The 19116-nt window shown below is 61.2% G+C and carries 20 protein-coding genes; 11 read left to right on the top strand and 9 right to left on the bottom strand.

Going from position 1 to position 19116, the window contains the following annotated elements; genetic code table 11:
- Nucleotides 1-3: 3 nt before the first annotated feature.
- Together KEC45_RS11385 and KEC45_RS11380 are read right to left on the bottom strand one after the other, a co-directional pair.
- Nucleotides 4-147, bottom strand: coding sequence for a hypothetical protein (locus KEC45_RS11385; RefSeq protein WP_193749121.1), 144 nt, complete (start codon nt 145-147; stop codon nt 4-6).
- Nucleotides 148-455: 308 nt separating this feature from the next.
- Nucleotides 456-1202, bottom strand: coding sequence for an HAD-IIB family hydrolase (locus tag KEC45_RS11380; RefSeq protein WP_054728021.1), 747 nt, complete (start codon nt 1200-1202; stop codon nt 456-458).
- 295 nt (nt 1203-1497) lie between these two features.
- On the opposite strand from KEC45_RS11380, the gene KEC45_RS11375 reads away from it, so the two are divergent.
- From KEC45_RS11375 to KEC45_RS11355, 5 genes are all read left to right on the top strand, one after another.
- The gene (locus KEC45_RS11375; protein ID WP_252171037.1) at nt 1498-2259 is read left to right on the top strand and encodes a histidine phosphatase family protein; all 762 of its coding nucleotides are present in this window, start codon (nt 1498-1500) and stop codon (nt 2257-2259) included.
- Nucleotides 2252-3133, top strand: a complete 882-nt coding sequence (locus tag KEC45_RS11370; protein WP_252171036.1) for an NAD(P)H-hydrate dehydratase — start codon at nt 2252-2254, stop codon at nt 3131-3133. Before KEC45_RS11375 ends, KEC45_RS11370 begins: the two co-directional genes overlap by 8 nt.
- Nucleotides 3126-3821 carry an MgtC/SapB family protein gene (locus tag KEC45_RS11365; protein ID WP_054728014.1) on the top strand — a complete coding sequence of 232 codons (696 nt, stop codon included), beginning with the start codon at nt 3126-3128 and terminating at the stop codon, nt 3819-3821. Before KEC45_RS11370 ends, KEC45_RS11365 begins: the two co-directional genes overlap by 8 nt.
- Before the next feature lie 26 nt (nt 3822-3847).
- Nucleotides 3848-4810 carry an NAD(P)/FAD-dependent oxidoreductase gene (locus tag KEC45_RS11360; protein ID WP_252171035.1) on the top strand — a complete coding sequence of 321 codons (963 nt, stop codon included), beginning with the start codon at nt 3848-3850 and terminating at the stop codon, nt 4808-4810.
- A 341-nt stretch (nt 4811-5151) separates the two neighbouring features.
- The gene (locus tag KEC45_RS11355; protein WP_137892540.1) at nt 5152-5409 is read left to right on the top strand and encodes a hypothetical protein; all 258 of its coding nucleotides are present in this window, start codon (nt 5152-5154) and stop codon (nt 5407-5409) included.
- A gap of 65 nt (nt 5410-5474) precedes the next feature.
- Here the strand turns inward: KEC45_RS11355 and KEC45_RS11350 are convergent, their stop codons facing one another.
- The gene (locus tag KEC45_RS11350; protein WP_252171034.1) at nt 5475-5867 is read right to left on the bottom strand and encodes a response regulator; all 393 of its coding nucleotides are present in this window, start codon (nt 5865-5867) and stop codon (nt 5475-5477) included.
- A gap of 171 nt (nt 5868-6038) precedes the next feature.
- On the opposite strand from KEC45_RS11350, the gene KEC45_RS11345 reads away from it, so the two are divergent.
- The 5 genes from KEC45_RS11345 (at nt 6039) to KEC45_RS11325 (ending at nt 10608) form a co-directional block, all read left to right on the top strand.
- A complete protein-coding gene (locus KEC45_RS11345; protein ID WP_252171033.1) occupies nt 6039-7607 on the top strand; it encodes a sensor histidine kinase in 1569 nt (522 codons plus the stop codon).
- Nucleotides 7608-7773: 166 nt separating this feature from the next.
- A complete protein-coding gene (locus tag KEC45_RS11340; protein ID WP_137892546.1) occupies nt 7774-8031 on the top strand; it encodes a DUF5818 domain-containing protein in 258 nt (85 codons plus the stop codon).
- Nucleotides 8032-8164: 133 nt separating this feature from the next.
- Entirely contained in the window at nt 8165-8968 is an 804-nt protein-coding gene (locus KEC45_RS11335) for a hypothetical protein (protein ID WP_252171032.1), read from the top strand.
- 301 nt (nt 8969-9269) lie between these two features.
- The gene (locus tag KEC45_RS11330) at nt 9270-9593 is read left to right on the top strand and encodes a DUF736 family protein (RefSeq protein ID WP_187140795.1); all 324 of its coding nucleotides are present in this window, start codon (nt 9270-9272) and stop codon (nt 9591-9593) included.
- Between the two features lie 85 nt (nt 9594-9678).
- Nucleotides 9679-10608: a HEPN domain-containing protein gene (locus tag KEC45_RS11325; RefSeq protein WP_252171031.1), complete on the top strand. Its 930-nt coding sequence runs from the start codon at nt 9679-9681 to the stop codon at nt 10606-10608.
- A 171-nt stretch (nt 10609-10779) separates the two neighbouring features.
- Here KEC45_RS11325 and KEC45_RS11320 read toward each other — a convergent pair whose 3' ends face one another.
- The 5 genes from KEC45_RS11320 to KEC45_RS11300 all read right to left on the bottom strand — a co-directional run bounded on the left by KEC45_RS11320 (nt 10780) and on the right by KEC45_RS11300 (nt 15291).
- Complete coding sequence (locus KEC45_RS11320; RefSeq protein WP_252171030.1) at nt 10780-11025, bottom strand: DUF3253 domain-containing protein; 246 nt, start codon at nt 11023-11025, stop codon at nt 10780-10782.
- Entirely contained in the window at nt 11015-11308 is a 294-nt protein-coding gene (locus KEC45_RS11315; RefSeq protein WP_252171029.1) for a UvrB/UvrC motif-containing protein, read from the bottom strand. Before KEC45_RS11315 ends, KEC45_RS11320 begins: the two co-directional genes overlap by 11 nt.
- A gap of 352 nt (nt 11309-11660) precedes the next feature.
- Nucleotides 11661-13583 (bottom strand): AAA family ATPase, encoded by a 1923-nt coding sequence (locus tag KEC45_RS11310; protein WP_252171028.1) that lies wholly within the window; start codon nt 13581-13583, stop codon nt 11661-11663.
- Between the two features lie 2 nt (nt 13584-13585).
- Nucleotides 13586-14086, bottom strand: coding sequence for an ABC-three component system middle component 5 (locus tag KEC45_RS11305; RefSeq protein WP_252171027.1), 501 nt, complete (start codon nt 14084-14086; stop codon nt 13586-13588).
- Nucleotides 14083-15291 (bottom strand): ABC-three component system protein, encoded by a 1209-nt coding sequence (locus KEC45_RS11300; RefSeq protein ID WP_252171026.1) that lies wholly within the window; start codon nt 15289-15291, stop codon nt 14083-14085. Before KEC45_RS11300 ends, KEC45_RS11305 begins: the two co-directional genes overlap by 4 nt.
- 330 nt (nt 15292-15621) lie before the next feature.
- On the opposite strand from KEC45_RS11300, the gene KEC45_RS11295 reads away from it, so the two are divergent.
- Nucleotides 15622-16440, top strand: coding sequence for a hypothetical protein (locus KEC45_RS11295; RefSeq protein ID WP_252171025.1), 819 nt, complete (start codon nt 15622-15624; stop codon nt 16438-16440).
- A gap of 33 nt (nt 16441-16473) precedes the next feature.
- Here KEC45_RS11295 and KEC45_RS11290 read toward each other — a convergent pair whose 3' ends face one another.
- The gene (locus KEC45_RS11290; protein WP_252171024.1) at nt 16474-18195 is read right to left on the bottom strand and encodes a retron Ec67 family RNA-directed DNA polymerase/endonuclease; all 1722 of its coding nucleotides are present in this window, start codon (nt 18193-18195) and stop codon (nt 16474-16476) included.
- Between the last annotated feature and the right edge of the window lie 921 nt (nt 18196-19116).

The following is a 19116-nucleotide window of genomic DNA, read 5'->3' as shown; positions in this document are numbered from 1 at the left end:
AGGTCAGCTGCGCTGTTTGCCCTGGTCCTTGCTTCCCGACTGCTTGTCGGCTCCCGACTGGCTCTTGCTGCCGTCCTGCTGCTGCTGGCTGCCCTTGCCGGACGAGCTACCCTGCTGCTTGCCGTCTTTCTTCTCATTCTGTGCCATGACGCATCCTTTCCATGCGGCCCGAGGCGGGCCAATATGGAAACCCCGCGCTTGTCCGGCTTGTTGCGTGAAAGAGGAGCCGGGTTGATCGAAGTTATACGCTTTTGGCGTGCGGCAACGGTCCGGGACGCCGTGCGTGTTCCGGCCGCCTTTCGCGACGGCGCGGCCGCGTGGCGGTGGGGCGAGGCGGGCAGGCGCGTTCGGCGCTTCGCCAGACTTATCATGCGTGCGGGAGGGCGGCGGCGCGGCGCCGGTGCGGCCAAAAAGGGCTCGGCGCGCGGCGCGGCTCGCAGTCGCCTGACGCACCTTCAACCGAGGCAGGCGACGATCGCCTCGATCACCGCGATCGTCTCCCTGGGGTCGCGCACGCGCACCGTGTCGAGTCCTAGCAACTTCGCCGGATAGTCGTTGCCGCCCGGAAAGATCGCGTCGCCGATGAAGATCATGTCGCCGAGCGCGATTCCGCTCTCGGCGCTCAGCTTTTTGAGCCCATAGCCCTTGTCGACGCCCTCGCGCGTGACGTCGATCGAGGTCGCGCCGCCCATGTTGATCGACAGGCCCGGGAGCCGCTCGCCGAGATCCGCCTGGATGATCCGCCGCTTCGCGAAGTCGGGATCCCAGACTTCCTTGGCGGCGATCGGCGCCTGCTGGCCGAGCGCCGAGAAAGTGATCTGGCTGCCGCGGTCCTCGATGCGATCGCCCCAGACTTCCTCGGGAACGAACCCCGTCGCCTCGAGCGACGCGTCGAAGGCGGCGAGGATGCGCGCCTTTTCCTCGTCGCTGAACAGCTCGGCATAAAGCGGCGTCCAGCCGCCGCCGCGGTGGACGAAAAGCTTCGTGCCCGTCGTCGGCATCAGCCAGAGCCGACCCCGATCGGCGTCTGCCGGAAGCCGGCTCGCGACCTGCTTGTCGAACTGCGGCCAGTCGCCGCCCGAAATCACCGCGACCTCGGCGACGCCCAGGAGCTTCGCGATCGCCGTGCCCATCTCGGGGGCGAGCGGCTGCTTGCTTTCCGCTAGGGTTCCATCGAGATCGAAGGCGACGAGTTTCTTCATGATTGTCTCCTCTGTTCGCTGTCGCCGACGCTGAGCCGACAAAGCATCCCAATCGCCTGAGGCCTCTTGAAGTTCCTGCGGGCAACTCGCCCCGACCTACCTCGCGGGCAAAATGTCAAAGGCGGGGCGACGAGCACGGCGGGAGCGGGCGTGGCGGGGAAGGATGGCGGGCCGTCGTTGTCGGCATGCCGCGGCCGCGGCAAGGTCGGGGCCGCTCGCTGGGCGACCCGCGAGCCTAACGCAACGAGTTCGGCTTTGGAGGCGTTAGCGTCTCGATGACGAGGAAAGCCATTCGATGACCCCGCGCTGGCCTTCGGTGCTCTGGGTGGTTCGCCACGGCCAAAGCGCGGGCAATGTCGCGCGCGATGCCGCCGACGCGGCGGGTGACCTGCGCATCGCGCTCGACCACCGCGATGTCGATGTGCCCCTCTCGGCGCTGGGCGAGCAACAGGCGCAGGCGCTAGGCGGCTGGTTCGCGGCGGGCGAGGAAGACGGTCGCCCCGAGATCATGCTCGCCTCGCCCTATGTGAGGGCCGTGCAGACCGCCGAAATCTTCCGCAGCGCGGGAGGCTGCGCGGCCGACGAGAAAATCTGCATCGACGAGCGGCTGCGCGAGAAGGAGTTCGGCATCCTCGACGGCCTCACGCGCCGCGGCATCGAGGCGGCGCATCCCGATCAGGCCGAATTCCGGCTGGCGCTCGGTAAATTCTATCACCGCCCGCCGGGCGGCGAAAGCTGGTGCGACGTGATTCTGCGCCTCCGCTCGCTCCTCGACACCGTCTCGCTCCATTATGGCGGGCGGCGCGTGATGATCGTCGCGCACCAGGTGGTCGTCCTTTGCCTGCGCACCATCATCGAAAATCTGGGAGAGGCCGAGATATTGGCAATCGACAGCGAAGGCGACGTCGCCAATTGCGCGATCACCGAATATCGCTTCGACGCTGACGTGGGCCGCGACGGCAACCTCGTCCTGTCGCGCTACAATGTGACTGCGCCAATGGAGGGCGAAGTCCCGGTCACCCGCGAACCCGATGCGATGGTGGCCGCGCGTGGCTGAGGCAACCCCGCTCGACACCGCCTGGCTCAAGGCGCATCCGCTTCCCGATCATCATGACAATGTCGACAAGAACGGCCGCGGCCGGGTGCTCGTGATCGGCGGTTGCCGCCGGGTGCCCGGCGGCATGCTGCTCACCGCCGAGGCGGCGTTCCGCGCCGGGGCGGGCAAGGTGACGATCGCGACGATCGCCTCGGCGGCGATCCCGATCGGCATCGCGTTTCCGGCCTGCGCCGTCGTCGCGCTCCCCGAAACCGAAGCGGGCGAGATTGCGCCTGAGGCGGCCGAACTGCTGCTCGCCGAGGTGGCGCTGCACGACGCCATCGTCTTCGGGCCCGCGATGATCGACGCCGACATCGTCCGGACCTTGCTCGAAGCCCTGCTGCCGGCGCTGCCCGAGGACATCTTCCTCCTCCTCGACGCCGTCGCGCTGCGCGCAGCGGCCGCACATTCGGATGCGATCCGGGCGCGCGCCGCGCACACCATCCTCACCCCGCACGAAGGCGAACTTGCCGCGATGCTCGATGTAGCGAAGGAGGAGGTCGCGCGCGACCCGCTCGCGTCGCTCGGCAAGGCCGCCGACCGCTTCGGCGCGGCGGTGATGGTCAAGGGCGCGACGAGCCATCTCATCGCCGAGGGGAGCTGCCTGGCTTATGCGGGCGGCGGGCTCGGCCTTGCCGTCAGCGGCTCGGGCGACGTGCTGGCGGGCCTCATCGCCGGGCTCGGCGCGCAAGGCCTCTCGCCCCTGCAGGCGTCCGCCTGGGGCATCTGGCTTCACGGCGAAGCGGGGCGGCGGCTCGGCGAAACCATGGGGCCGCTCGGCTATCTTGCGCGCGAGCTGCTGCCGCTCGTCCCGGGGCTGATGCGCGGTGTCTGAGCTCGATCTCCTCGACCCCGATCTCCTGCTGCCGATCGCGGGCGCGGTCATCGCCGGCGCGATTATCGGCGGCGAGCGCGAATATCGCGCGAGCCCGGCCGGCCTGCGCACCCATATCCTCGTCGCGCTGTCCTGCTGTCTCCTCATGCTGTCGGCCGTTCACCAGATGGAATGGCTCACCGACACGCCGACCGAGGTCGTGCGCATCGATCCCGTGCGCATGGCGCATGGCGTGCTCACCGGCATCGGTTTCCTGTGCGGCGGCGTGATCTTTCGCGAGGGGCTCAATGTCCGCGGGCTCACCACCGCCGCGTCGCTCTGGATGACCGCGACGCTCGGCATCCTGTTCGGCGTAGGCTTCTACGAACTCGCCATCTTCGGCGGCGTCGCGACCTTCCTCGTGCTCGCTGCCGTCACCTGGACCGAGCGCCACGCGCCGCAGCGGCGTATCGCGCATGTCACGCTCGATTATCGGGCGGGCACGAGCATCGCCTCGGCCGAGGTCATCGCCTTGCTCGGGGAACATGGCCTCAAGGCGATCACCGTCGAACAGCGCCGCGCCGGCGGCGCACCCGGCTTTACCGCGATCGCCGCAGGCTATGGCGAGGAATGTGCCGATGCGCTGGCGGCGGCGCTCAGCGGGGACGATCGCATCGCCGCCTTCGACATCAGGCCGCAGCAGGGATGAAGGGTGGGGCCGGAACGGGAGCGCGCATGCCCGCTGGCCGCGACCCTTCGGGCGAGCCCGCTTATGATGCGCTCGTCATCGGCGCGGGACCCGCAGGGCTCACCGCCGCTCTCTATCTTGCGCGCTATCGCCGCCGCACCCTCGTGCTCCACGACGGACGCTCGCGCGCGCTTGGCGCGCCGATGGCCTGGAACGTGCCCGGATTTCCCGACGGAATATCGGGAGCCGATCTCGTCGCGCGGCTCACCGATCAGGCAGAGAGATACGGTGCCGAAATCGAATTGGCGCGTGTCGACCGTCTGTCCGCAGGCGCCGGCGGTGCCCCCTTCGCGGCGCGGCTCGAGGACGGCCGCCGCCTGTCGGCGCGCGGGCTCATTCTCGCGACGGGCGTCATCACCAACGAGGCGGTGCTTGCCAGCGGCGACCATGACGCCGCCGTCCGGAGCGGCGCGCTGCGCTACTGCCCGATCTGCGACGGATTTGAGCATCGCGGGCGCAAGATCGCCGTACTCGGGTCGGACCTTCATGGCGCCGCCGAGGCGATGTTCCTGAGGCAATATACCGACGATGTGACCCTCATCCCCAAGTGGCAGGTCGAGCTCACGCCGGCGCAGCGCGCCGAACTCGCGGCCAGCGACGTGCGGGTCGAGGAGCGGCAGCTGCTTCGCCTCGCGCACCGGGACAGACGCATCGCGGTGCAGCTGGAGGGTGCAGAGGACGCGCTTCTCTTCGACACCCTCTATCCGGCGCTCGGGTCCGAACCGCGCAGCGAATTGCTGGCGGGGCTCGGTCTCCAAGGCGACGCCAATCGCTGCCTGCCCGCCGATGCCTTTGCCGAGCCTTTGATGCCCGGCGTCTATGGCGCCGGCGATGTTCTCGCCGGGCTCGACCAGATCAGCACCGCGACGGGCCATGGCGCGGCGGCTGCGACGCGGCTTCACAACTGGCTGCGCCGTGTCGAAGGGCATGTCATGGCGGACCAGCACTGAAGGACAAGGGTCAGGCTATCGCTTCGACGGATGCACGAAAGCTGCTCGGCCGGGCGCGTTCGGCCCACAAAGTCGTTGGGCAAAACCTGCCTCGATGGACCTGGCGACGCGACGGGCGGATGGGGCCCAGCCCGCCGCACCGCGTGCAGGATTGATCTCGATCATCACGATTTTCGCGCCTTGGGCCCTGAAATCTGCTATGCAGAACTGGCTGAGTCCCACCCTCGTCGGCGTCTCTTGCGGCTGCCTTATTTTGCAGTCCGTCCTTTGCATGAGGTCTGCCGATCATCGGGTGCTGAGAGCAGGGCCGCGCTTGCTCCGGAACAGGAACGGAGCATGTCATGCGCCTCTTTCATCTTCTTTTTCATGGCGAGGATGCGCGCGAGCCGCGCCGCGTCGAATTTCGCGCGCCCGACGCCTATCAGGCGTTCCAGTTCGCGCTCAACGATCGCGGCAGTGCCGAGGTCGAACTATGGGACGGCGAGCAGCTTCTCGTTCGCATGAGCAAGACCGAGGCCAATCTCTGGAAGCTGCACGGCCTCCCCCCATCCCAAGGCACCGCGGGGCCCTCTGCTCAGCCGGGGGCCGCCGCCGCCTGACTCGCGCTGCGGAGGTGACGGGCGCGATGGATGCGGGGCAGGTGGATAATGCCCGCTTGCCCGCCTCAGGCGGGCCGGCCGTCTTGCCCGGCGCAGAGCCCGAGGCATGCATCGACGAGCGCGCTCATCAGCACGGGCTTCGAGAAGAAGAAGCTGCCCTCGACCTGTCGATCGGCAAGCGGCACATTGGCCGAGGCATAGACGACGCCGCCGCCCGGATGAGCGGCGCGATAGGCTTCCGCGAGGCTCCAACCGTCGAGAGCGCCGGCAAGCCGGATATCGGTCACGAGGATATGCGGTTGCTCCTCGCCGATCAGGAGGAGCGCATCCTCGGCGCTTTCCACCTCGCGAACCGCGAACCCGGCTGCCTCGAGCGCCTCGACGATGTCGATGCGGACGAGCCATTCGTCTTCGGCGACGATCGCCGTGCAGAGAGGGGCGGGGGACGGGTTTGGCACGCTGATGACTTTCGCCCTGAAACATGGATCGAAGTTGAGAGGTCGCTCGGCGTCACGGCTGGGCGCATGGCAGTCTCGGCGGAACGCATCAACCACTCAAGGGTTTCTTTGCCATAGCGAATTCCCGTTTCGGGAACGCAGGGGCCATCGGAGGGGCAGGGACCATGACATATGCGTGAGACGCTGGTCGAGGACGAAGCGGCGCAAGGGGGCTTAGCCGTTCGCGAAAGTGCCGCGCACCTCGCGGCGCTCGTCGAGGGCTCGGACGATGCGATCATCAGTAAAACGCTCGATGGTATCATCACCAGCTGGAATCCCGCGGCCGAACGCCTGTTCGGTTATTGTGCCGACGAGATCGTCGGCCGCTCGATCCTCACCCTCATCCCCGAGGAACGCCGCAGCGAAGAAACCGCGATCATCGAGCGTGTGCGCGCCGGCGAGCGCGTTCCGCCTTTCGAGACGGTCCGTCGGCGCAAGGACGGCAGCCTCGTCGACCTCTCGATCACCGTGTCGCCGGTGCGCCGCGCCGACGGCACGATCATCGGCGCTTCGAAGATCGCGCGCGACATCTCGGAACGAAAGGCGGTCGAGGCGCAGCTCGCCCGCCAAGCCGAGCGGCTGACCCACCTCAATCGCGCCGCCCTCCTCGTCTCGCAGGATCTCGACCTCGAACGGATCGTCCAGGCGGTGACCGATATCGCGACCGAGCTCAGCGGTGCGCGCTTCGGCGCCTTCTTTTACAATGTGCTGGGCGACGAGGGAGAAAGCTATCTGCTCTTCTCGCTATCCGGCGCCCCGCGCGAGGCGTTCGAGCGCCTCGGCATGCCGCGCATTACCGCCGTCTTCAACCCGACGTTCCGCGGAGCGGGGACGATCCGGTCGGACGATATCCGCAAGGATCCGCGCTACGGCCTGAGCGCGCCGCACCACGGCATGCCGGAGGGGCATCTGCCCGTCGTGAGCTATCTCGCGGTTCCCGTCATCTCGCGCTCGGGCGCGGTGCTCGGCGGTCTTTTCTTTGGCCATGACGAGCCCGCCATGTTCAATGCCGAGGTCGAGGAGCTTGTCGAGGCCGTGGCTGCGCAGGCGGCGGTGGCGATGGACAACGCCCATCTTCACGAGGCGGCGCGCGTCGAGATCGCGGCGCGTGTGAGGGCCAAAGAGGAGCTCCAGCTCACCCTCGCCGAAATGCGCCACCGGGTGAAGAACACGCTCGCGATGGTCCAGGCGATCGCCGCGCAGACGTTTCGCGAGACGCCGGCCGCCGAGCGCCAGTCGTTCGAGGCGCGCGTCCGCGCCCTCTCCGACGCGCACGACCTCCTCACCGAACGCCACTGGGGCACCGTATCGGCCGGCGAAATGATCGAGCGCGCGCTGCACGCCTTCGACAAGATGAAGCCGGGCCGCATCAGCCTCGCGGGGCCGGACGCCGAGGTGCCGGCGTCGAGGGCGCTGCTCGCGGCGATGGCGCTGCACGAACTCGGGACCAATGCGGTCAAATATGGAGCATTGTCGGGCGACGCCGGCACGGTCGCGGTCGAGTGGGACATGGTGAACGAGAGCGGCCGGGATCGGCTCCGCCTGCGCTGGAGCGAGCAGGGCGGTCCCCCCGTCGCGCCTCCCGCGCGCACGGGTTTCGGCACGCGAATGCTCGAACGGGCGCTCCGCGGGCAGGGCGGCAGCGCCGCGATCGAATTCCGGCCCGAGGGTGTTTGCTGCACCGTCGAGCTTCCCGCATGAGAAGCATCTTGGGCGCGGCGGGAGCGCGCGAGGCTCGCGCGGTTCGTGGGTCGAGCATCGAAGGTGCGGGCCGAAGGTCGATGGTCGAAGGGAGCGGGTCGCAGGTGGGCGTCACAAACCTTGCTCGTGGCTGGCGAGTCGGGCGCGGCTCGGTTAAGGCGTAGCCATGGCGGGAATCGGATCACGCATCGACGAGTCGGGAATGCTGCTGCGGGTGGCAGGCGGCTTTGCGCTTCGCCGCGACCTCGGCGGCCGCTGGCGGCTCGACCTTCGCCGCACCCCCGTCGACCATGTCGAGAAGCGCGTGCGCATTACGGGCACGCTCGTCGGCGACGATCTTGTCGAGGTCGACGGCGTCGCCCCGGAAGGCGCTACCGCGGCGGGTGGTGCTCTTCCGGACAGCGGCTCGCCGATCGAGGCATAGCCGCGCCGCTTCCGGCCGAAGCTGCCTGGGGGCGCGATTGCAAAGCCGGATGTCCGCAGGCGGTCCGGATGCCTCTCATTTTTGACGGTCTCGAGCCGCGGAACAAAGTGCCGCGGCGCCGGTTGAAGCTTGCATGACCCAGACCATCGCAACCCCCGCACCCGCCGCCGATCCGGCGCATATCGTCGTCCTTCTCTGTGCGCTGGCGCAGATCGGAGCTGCCCTCTTGCCGGCGATGGGGATCGGCACGCCGGTCGGCGAGCGTTCGGACGCCGTGCAGACGCTGATAACGCCCGCGGGCTGGGCCTTCTCGATCTGGGGCGCGCTTTATCTGGGATCGCTGGTTTTCTCGCTTCTCCAATTTACGTCGGCCGGGCGCGATAGCACCTTGTTCGCCGCGCTGCGCTGGCCGGCAGCCGGTGCTTTTCTCGGCAACGCGCTCTGGGCCACTTGGGTGCAGCTAGGCGACATCGACGCGGTATCGACCCTCATCATTTTCGGCTCGCTTGTCTCGATCCTCATCGCCTATCGCCGTATCGCTGCCTGGACGGCGCCCTTTTCGGCGGCCGAGCGCTGGGGCGCCATCCTGCCGCTGTCGGCGCTCGCTTCCTGGTTGACGGCGGCGTCGATCGTCAATGTCGCCGCCACTTTGCGCTACTATGGCGTCGACGCTGCGCCCGATGTCGCGCCGCTCATCTCCGCCGCGATTATCGTCGTCGGCGGTCTGATCGCGGCCGCGGCCCTGGCGCGGGGCAAGGCTAATCCGCCCTTCGCACTCGTCTTCCTCTGGGCGCTGGCAGCAATCTTTGCAGCCGGCGGACAGGAGGCGGCTGCCGTCGCGGTGGCGGCAGCGATCGCGGCGATCCTCGTGCTGATCGGAATTTCGCTGGGCTGGCGCGACGGCGGCGCGCACCATTGGTCCGGTTCGAGATCGTAATTCTGTCTCGGGGACGCTTGAGCGTCTTCGCCGCAGGCGGTTTGATTTCGAACTTTTCCAGGGTCGATCGTTTGATCGGCACCTTCTTACGGCCAGGGGCACCGGGCGTCGCCGTTTCCCCGCGGCCAGCCGCGATCCCGACCCGCGCTTGAGGCGTCTGCCGGGGCGCGGCCCCGGCGCAACGGGCTTCGCCCGTCCTCCACTGCCGTTGCGGCCCTCTGGGTGCGCCGGCGCCTGGCGGCGCCCCGGCTGCCTTTCTGCGCCGCGGGACGGGCTCGCGGGCAAGGGCAGGAGACACATCATGGGAGCCATCGGCTTCGTCAGCGGCACGATCGAGAAGGGCTTTGTCGGCGAACTTCGCACCCTCTCGATCCGGGTGCCGATCGAAATTCGCATCAATCGCGGCAAGGGGAGCGACGTGCAGCCCGACTACCGCGTCTATTCGGACGACGTCGAGATCGGCGCGGGATGGGTGCGCCTCGCAGCAGTGTCCGAGCGGCGCTACGTGTCGCTCGCGCTCGAAGCCCCCGAGTTCGGGCAGCGGCGCCTCTATGCAAACCTTGCCCGCGCGGCGGGGCAGGACAATCCCGACGCTTATGCGCTGCTCTGGAACCCCGCCGACTGACGGCGTTCGAAAAACAGGCGGTGTATCCTCGCACTGGCTGCAATAGCTGGTGCGCGGGAGCCCCCGCCTTGATAGGGTGACGACGATGAAAAGCGGTATCGACCATCTTCCCCCGCACAAGCAGCGCGAACTCGAGCGCGTCGTCGAGATTATCTTCGAGGAATTCGAGGATGCACTGGCGCTCGCAACGCAGGGCTGGAAGAAGAAGGGGCGCATCTCGAAAATCATTCTCTACGGCAGCTATGCGCGGGGAGGGTGGGTCGACGAGCCGCACACCGCCAAGGGCTATCAGTCCGACTATGACCTGCTGATCATCGTCAACGACAAGCGGCTGACCGATCGCGCCGACTATTGGTCGAAGCTCGACGACCGGCTCATTCGCGAACTGTCGGTGACGAAGACGCTGCGGACGCCGGTGAACTTCATTGTGCACAGTCTCGATGAGGTGAACTCCGGGCTGTCGCAGGGCCGCTATTTCTTCATGGACGTCGCGCGCGACGGGATCGCGATCTACCAGGCCGTCGATGACGAATTAGCCGAGCCGCAGCCGAAGACGCCGCATGCGGCGCTGGATATGGCGCGGGAATATTTGGAGGAGTGGCAATCTAGCGGCGTTGAGTTTTACGAGACTTCGCAGTTCGCGCGCCAGCGTGGCTGGACCAAGAAGGCGGCTTTCCTCCTGCATCAGGCGGTCGAGAGCTATTACAACTGCGTCTTACTCGTCACCAAATTCTATTCGCCTCATGTACACAACCTCGCGTTCCTGCGCACGCAGGCTGAACGAGTGGATGATCGTTTGATCGAAGCCTGGCCTCGCGAGACGAAGTCTGACCGGTCTCGATTTGAGAAGCTGAAGGAAGCGTACATCAAGGCGCGATACTCGAAGCACTACAGCATCACGACCGAGGAACTGGCCTGGCTGGGTGAGCGGGTCGCCAATCTGGCGGACATCGTCGAACTGGTGTGCCGCGAACGGATTGCGCTCCTGGAAGCAACGGCGCGCGACGCTGGCTGAGGCTCCAAAAGCAAAGGGCCCTGCCGTGGCAGAGCCCTCTCTTCTTTCGGCGTGGAGGGGTCTCCAACCGAAAGATGCCCCTTTTGCTCCCGGGGTCGCACGGAAGCATTAGAACGACGACAATAAGGTTCTGCTGGTTTGTTGCAATAAACACAGGTTAAGTCGGCGAACTTAGTTTTTGATCGCCGTACCGATGCGATACGGTCCATTGCGTCGGGCAAGGGGCTCACCCTTCCAGCTAAGCTGCACCAAGTTCTCGGCGAGCATGCCGTCGACTGTCGCATGGACGGTGGGCATGGCGCTGCGCCAGTTTGGCCCGCGGGTTATCGCCCGAGCGACCTCGCTCGGACATACTGATCCATCGGGCGCCCGCGCGGCCAGAAGCGCAAGAACAGCCTCTTGTGCTTCATTGTCCACGCTTGCCTGCACCACGCGACGATCGTCCTTTGGTCATAGGGTCGGGTTTCGGTGGCGGCTTCCATCCCGGAGGCGGTGTCATGCGTTGCTGGCGCGTGCCGAGTCCCATCGCGCCAGGCTGCTGCCGCTCGATGCCGGACAGGTCCGCTTGCTCTGCCTCGTCGGGGGCCGCGCCGCCGCGCAAAAGATTGATCTGGTCTCGGCAGCGGCGCGCCTCTTCGAAGTCGAGCGTATCGACAGCGGCTTGCATTCTCTTTCGAAGTGCTTCGATCGCGTTGGTCATTCAAAATATACGCCTGACCCGAGTATTGGCCGCATCCTAATCGGAGCATCGGCATCTCGCCTGGATTAGTTGCACACGAAACAAAGTGTTGCCCAGTGGCATCAGCGGGAGAGAATCGGCGAGCCGGTGCGGCAATTTCTATGGCCTCTTCCTTGCGTTGAAGTATGTGCCACCCGCGACCCGATGAAGGGGCTCCTTCATCACAAAAACTTGGCGGCCTTTCCGGCCGCCTTTTTTTGTGGGCTGATTGCAATTCCGGCGACCGGCGGCTCAGCGCCTGAACACCGTCATTCTGGGCATCACCGTGCCGCATCTGAAAGCGGACGTTGATTTCCTCAATTAGTGAATGTCGCTAGGTGGCAGTATCGATGTCTTTGGTCGGGAGCGCGCCAAAATCTAACGTTCGGAACTCCTTCGTATAATGACGGCCGATCGTGAATTGGTCGAGATCCAGTTCGGGGTTAAGCATGGACGTCGTGAAAATGATCTGATGTGGAGTTGCCACGCTTCGCGAGAGATTGACGATTATCTCCTGAAAATTGTGGCTTCGGATTTGCTCCATTCCTTTGTCTTCGACATTGTCCATTAGCACGAACCGAGGATGATAAAACTTCTCATCCTGAGCTGCCGCGCCGAGCAACGCCAGAAGAGCGGCGTTCTTCAAAACAACATTGCTGCTCTCTGCGAAGTTCATTTTGCCATCTACAAGTATCGCATCGTCCGCAAAATCTATTGTCACTTGCCCGGGATTCTCGAACTCTTCCTGACGCTTCAAATCCTGCATTAGCAGAGCTTTCGCAGTGCCGCTAACTAGGCGCATAGCGTCTAGAACGCGACCCGAGGTGGCGTGTTGCAAGCGGTTGATCAGCGCAGTGAACCGGTCCACCTCGCTCTGCGCTGAATCCCGTTCGGCGATTAGGGCCGCCACCTTCTCGGCCAACTCTCGAACGGAACCGAGATAGCTAATCTGTTGGCCAATCTGGCCGATGCGATTATTAAGCACGGCAAGCTTTGCCTCGCGCGGCGAGGCCGAGAGTTCGTATGCAGACTGGAACTCGAGGGAGCGCTTCCGCAAGTCTTGACGTATCGCCTTCAGTTCTTGCGTAGACTTTTGAAGCTCGGTCTCTTTGGCCTCCAGGATCTGGCGAGATTCGCGCAGTTGAAGGCTAAGGTCCAGTTTAATTTCTAGATACCGCGCGGACTCTCGTTCAGGATCGACCGGCTTCGCGCATAATACGCATGCTGCGGGCTCGCCAACGTCAATTGGCGCTAAACAGGCCGGACAATAGGCGAAGTCGATTGTGCCGAGCGCATCTGCGAGCGACGAAGCTGCGTTCGCCTTGGCAGCAGCTTCTTCGAGATAATCGACGAATGTATCGAGATCTGAAATCTCGAGTTCGAGGCGCTCGATCAGCTCCTCAATCTGCCGCAGCCTCGTTCGCTCCCGTCGTATTTCTTTGAAGGCAGCGCCGCGATTTTCTTCAAACTCCTTATCGTCAGCGGCCGGCTCCGCGTCGTCAAGTGCGTCGATTTCCTGAATCAGCGCAGCAGATTCCCTCTCCAATGCGGTCATCCGTTCCGCCAACTCGCGAACGTTCATTGATCCATATTCGGCGGGGATCGCCTCCAAGAGTGATCGCAATCGTTGCTGGCGGTCAGCCAGCGTTTTGTTAGCGCTCCGGAATTCTAGCTGTGCTTCATAGAGTTCATAGGTGTTGGCCCCGAGCAAAAGGTCGCCCACCGCGGCTCGAATGTCGCGAGTGTCGAAACGTTCAAAGCGAAACAGCCGCGGCGCGGGCGTGCGCTGATCCGCGTAAAGGAGGCGCAGTATTTGGTGTACAGTGACATTAGCGCCTTCGCCGGTGGGCGCCTCAGGTATTCCGCAGGCGCGGAATATCATTTGAGAGAATCCCAGCTGCTTCTCCGTCTGGCGGCGAATTGGATATCGTTCCCAACCTTCAATCGGGCTGGCGAGAGCGTCCTCCATCGGCCCGAAAAAAACTATGATCGGTTCTTGTCGGCCATCGATGCGACGCCGAAGCGTTAGTGGACCGGAGGGTGTGGAGATTTCCGCACGAACCTCGTCACAAAGTTTGGCCTTTTCCTTCCACTCGTCGAACTCTCCACCCAGAACATAGAAAATAAAGTCCGCGATCGTCGATTTTCCAGACCCGTTTTCACCGCTAATAATATTGACGCCGAGGTGAAATTCCTCATCGTACACAGCCTTCCCGTGAGAGAAGACGACAAGGCGGCGAAGCGCAAGGAGGCTCATTTTCACGCCCCTGGCCGCCGTAGGCCGGTTGCCAAGCGTAGCTCTCCCGGCACACCAGCTCCAATCTGCGAAAAGCTCGTCGAGAGAAATCTGATTAGGCGGCGCTCCGCTGTGGTCAGCACGAGCGAAGCTGCCACTTCGGAGAGTTTTTCTCCACCTTCGACTTTACCAAGCCGGAGCGAATCGAGCGCGACGAAACCCTTGCCTACCAACGTTCTCAATGCTTCCTTTTGAACTGGTTCCATCTTGGCAAAAAGCATCTGCGGCGAGGGATAGCTAAGAAACGCCTTCTCGGGCTTGGGCAACGACAGCTCGCGGAAATCGCGACGCACATCGCTAAGCATGTGCGTCTTGTGCAGCAAAGCCGGGTTCGCCAAATAGAAATCTGAGATGTAAAGTCGTTCAGGCGTCATTGCTTCGTCGGGCCAAGCGACGAGCAGCCCGAGCATGCGCCGAATGGTGTCATAGACGTCTAGTTGCGGATACCAAAGGCGAAGGCTCATGCGGGATCCCATCGAATATGGCACTGTTCGGTGAGGAAATACATGCCTTCAATGACGGTCCGGGCCTGAACCTTGTGTGATGCGGCATACTTTTCAACGATCGGATCGATCAAGGTGATCTGCAACGCGCCCTGTATTTCGGCGTCCGACGCGCCTTTGCAAATCAGCGGAAGATAAATGTGCGTTTCAAACCGCTGCTGGATATCATTGAGAAGACTGTCATTGGCTTCCTTAGCCGCGGCATGAAGGCCGAGCCGCATGTATGACTGAGCAAATTTATTCTGGGCTTCGTTGGCGAAGCGGTATTCATGTTCCCTATTAGCCGCCTCTAACTTAGCCAAGAGATCCCGCCGGTCTTTCGTTTTCTCCAAGTAGTCCGCAGAGTCGAAGACAAATGGTTTGTCATTCCCGATCGAGGGCGTTGAGGCGGCCGCCGGGCAGGATTCTGCGAACTTCCTAAGTTTGCGCAGGACGCTGATGTAGATCGGTGATTCACGATTTACTGGCTTGCAGATCGATGAATGGTCGGCGTCGATCGGAATTGGATTCACTCCAGAAACGCCTGGATTGGCACTTTCCTTGGAAACGACCAAAACGGCTTTCGTCTTGAATGTCTCATAGTAGGCGACGGTCTGGATCTGCTGCTTCTGGGCAGCGGATTTGTAGGAGGCGTTCAGTTCGTCAAGCAGCGCGCTGCCGGCCTGAAGTGCCACGGAGTATTTTGATGCCAGTTTCGGCATGACGAAGGTGAGAGCGGATGCAACGCTTGAGCCGGAGTGCGGTGTCGAAAGAAAAAGTATGAGCTTGATGGAGGAAGCGACACCGAACCAATCCTCGTCATCAGCCTCTAGCCCGGTGCGTAAAATCTGCTTCGCTAGCAACCCGCCAAGGCTGTGCGCCACTATCGCGATGGGTCTGCTTCCAAGTCCCAAGCCGGCTAGATGTTCAAGCACCGCTTTTGCACGTTCGTAGAGCGACATGCTCTCGACGAGCCAGCTCGCGAAAGCATCAGCCGGATAGCCCAGTGCATAAACGTTCGCAGCGGATATGTCATGACTCACCCAGGCTGGCCAATAGGCGTTCGATGGGTCCACTGCGACAGGCGAGGTCCACGTTTCTTTGGGATCGCCCGAAAGGCCGTGGATGAAGATGACGTCAAAAGTTCCCGACCCCCCCGCGATCAGTTCGAATGAGAACGGCGTCATGAATTCAAAACTTCCCCCGTCGGTCGGGCGCCCCGACGCCCTCTCAAGCTCAGACAGCTACCGAAATAGAATTGACATGTAAATTTGTTCTACAAAAGCCAAGTTACTGGCGACGCATCTCAGCATCCGATTCCCGACGCCTGCTCCCACGAGCGAATGGCCTCTTTCTAGGGCCCACCAATGAATTCATGCGGCGACGAGTTGAAAGTTCCATCGACATTCCGGTCGACGAGGATAATATCTCTGCAAAAATTGGCGGCGCCCGTCGGTTGCAGCGCGTGCCGGTACAGACCAAACGCGCGTATTTTCACACCTTGATGAGATGGTCTTGTGAAGCTTCTGTACTGCGATGAAAGCAACATGGAGCAGCGATCGGGCGATTTTGTCGTGTACGGCGGTGTGGTCGTTCCCGCCGAAAATGCCAAAGCGCTATCGGAAGACATCAGAATCATCCGGCAATCGGCGGGCATTACCGCCACTGAGCGGGTGAAGTTTCTGCCGCCTGCGCCTCCCTGTGATCACCACGACTATATCGCGGTGAAGCAGGCGATTATCGAAGCCGCAATAAAGCGCGGCGCCAAATTGCTCGCTTATTTGGTTTTGCATGACCTCGCTAAAGATCCAGATCAAGCGAGGCTATTCGGCATCAACACTGTTTGTACCCACTTCAACTGGGTGTTGAAGCATATAGGCGGCCCCGGATTGGTGCTTATCGACCGTGTCAATAATCCCGGAAACGAGGTAGATGATCTTCTGCGAGAAAAATTTGCCGTTGGCGTGAAGGGGATGCCGTACTCCAAGCAGATGCGTCTGGAGAATATTGTAGGATTTCACTATTCAACGATCGGTCAAGCTCACTTCACGAGCTTGTGCGACATTCTCATTGGTTCTCTTCGCTTTGCGATCAACACACATACCCGAAATGTCGAAAAGACAAGGGGCAGCGCGATCAATGTCCTCCGGCTGATAAATCCGTTGTTTTTCAGAGAGGAAAATAACGAGAAGGTGAGCGAGCTCGGTTTGGCATTTCGCCCAAAGAATGTTGCCTCGCCCAAGTTTTGGGAAAAATATCAAAGCCTGTGCGGATTTATGCGCGAGGCTGGGGTAGACATGGCTCAGGAAGTAACAAACGTCAGTCGGTGGGGATAGTTTTGCCTTCTATTTACCTGTTCAGTTTTCAAGCTAAGTGAGCGTCGGCGAATTTCGGTTAGCAAAATCGTCCATCACCATCACGATGCGATCCAATATTGGCCTGAATCCATCGAAATCTACATCCTTGCGATTTTTCTTTATTACATGCTCGGCAAAAAGCGACTTTCCGTATTCTCGCTCTGTATTGAGATTTTTTCCGAGATTTAGGACCTTTCCTCCAAGTTTTTCGTCTCGCCATTTTAAAGGTAGGAAGTCCTCAATCATTGTCTGGTTACCATCCATTGTTAGGGGGGTCGGCACAACGTACAAGTTATCGGTCACAAAATAGAAGTTTTCCTTGCCGTCGCAGGCGTTTTTCGTAATCGATTTTACGCACTTAAAAATCCCATCTGCGCCGCTATCGTTATCGACCAAGAGAATGACCGGCTGGCGGGTAACTGGTGCGCTGAACGGCTTCATGTTCTTGCGATAATCCGTGATGAAGCTGTGTAACTGTCCTGAACCTCCAGCGACGCCGATGAGTCGCTTGCTATGTTCATTGTAGTTAAAAAGCTTGACCTTGAAATCGACTGTCCCGTCCTTCACTTCCGCTAATCTGTCAAAGTCAGCAGCGAGTGCCAAAATTGCGCACCGGAGGTAAACATTATCAGTCTTTCCTTCGCAAAAAATTGTCGGAAGGGTTGAGGCATAGCAATGTCGGTAGAACAGAAGATTTCGATATACCTTTTCCTGGCCGGATAATTGGTAGTCCGGGTCAAAGATTTTCTGATACCTCTTGACGCTGTCGATGAAGCTCATCTGACCGAAAAGCTGTTCGATTTCTCCAGGTATATCTTTAGTTTCGATGGAACCATCATCTTTTCTAACTTGGGATTTGGTGAAAAATTTTCCAGTTCGAAATAGGGAATGGCACTTTGCACGCGCATCACGATAATACTCTGTGCGGACATTGATTTTATCATTCACCACGAGCCCGGTGACGTCCTGTCGAGATTGTCGAAATTGCATCCTTGTCTTTGAAGGGTTGAGAAGAAAACCGGCGCGCTCAATCGCGCCCTCGAGTGCTTCGCCGACAACCCAAGTTCCAGTGGCGTCGCACTTTGCGATCTGCTCGGGAAATGCACGCCGATTGGTGGAGAAGGTGAGGTCATCAGCGTAGCGCGTGTAGTGAACTCCATATCGTCGGGACAGTTTGGCTAGCCGAACATCTAAAATATGGGCAATCAGATTAGAAACCACCGGAGACGTGGGAGCGCCCTGGGGAAGGCTGTTGTCGTGACAAGCGATCTGCGCAATTGCCGTCGCCGTACGCTCGTGCAGCGCAAAATGCTTATTGGTCATAAAAAACCCGCGAACTCGTCCGAAATTGATCGTGTCAAAAAAATCCTTCAGGTCAATGTTGAGAACATATCGCCGTCCTCGGTGCTGATATGCATTTGACATAATTGAATGCTTACGTCGAAATCCGTGTGATAACTTTTCCGTTTGACCCCGTTGGTTATTTATGTCGGCAATGCAGTCTTGAAGAAGTTCACATAGACGCTTCTGAACATTTTTGAGCTTTGGTTCGGGGGCTTTTATAAGCCGATGTCCGCCACGCTTCTTTGGAACGGTGAACGAAGTATATTTGCTGGGCTGCTTGTAGACCACCCATGCGAAAGGCTTCGGTTGGAAGCCGAGCAGGAGTGCCAAATCTGAAAGGCTTGATGCAAGCTTGAGATGGTCAATGCGCTTGAATGGGCTGACGGTCATGATGGCTCGCGGACACTCCTTCGCAGGCGAAGTCCCTCAGGGATTGCCCGATACGTACCGCAGGAGCAATTCTCCGGCACATTCTTTTCACGTGTCGCGAATCTCGACAAAAAATCTGTCCGCGAGCCTAGCTGCGATTAACTACAACACTGATGTCTTGGCAAATCCAATCTCGGAATTGGATCACTGGCTTTCGTTCTCGATTTGCGAGCGGGTGTCTCGCGGAGGAGTGGTTCGCTATTCTAGGACATCTCAAGCTTGCTCGACCGATTGATTGTGGGGGGTGAAACCTATTGCGCTCAAACGTCGGCTTTGGAAGATCGGCAACCAGAAGCAGGCGGTCTCGTAGCGGCTCAGTTGGAACCTCGGAGCGACGCGGATGCAATGCGCCTGAATATGGTCATTCAAAACAAGGCTTCCGCTCGCCCGGCAGAGGCCACTCGATGAGTTGCAAGGCGGCAGAAGTTCCAATGACTTTTCTCAGCAGGCTCGCATGGCGATCATTCTGATGTCGATGCACGCGACACGCCAAAATTGCTTGGTAGCTTTGATAGGCTACAGGTCCCAATATATGGTCGATCCCAAAATCATGATGGGAAGGATTCTGCGTCACGGGTTCACATGCTACGCAATTGGGCGAATATGATCGACAAGGCGGCCCGGACGACACCTGCAGGCGACGATCGAGCCCGTGTCAGCCGGCTGCGCGTCCCGCCGGATCGCCCACAGTCGCTTCCCGAAATTCGGAGCCTTATTGGTAGCGACCGCGCCGAGCCGCGCCGAAATAGGTATCGGGACGAGCAACTGTCGATCGACAGGAATATTGCAAATATCAGTTGCCTGAGCGGGCTTGCGAGCCAATTTCTATAATTTGGACTATCATACTCTGGCATTTTCAGGTGCGCGCGGCGTCTCGAAACG

Origin of the sequence: Sphingopyxis sp. USTB-05, assembly GCF_023822045.1 — a bacterium.
GTDB lineage: Bacteria > Pseudomonadota > Alphaproteobacteria > Sphingomonadales > Sphingomonadaceae > Sphingopyxis.
Note: the sequence above shows the minus strand (reverse complement) of the source record. Positions and strands in the feature narration are given on the sequence as shown.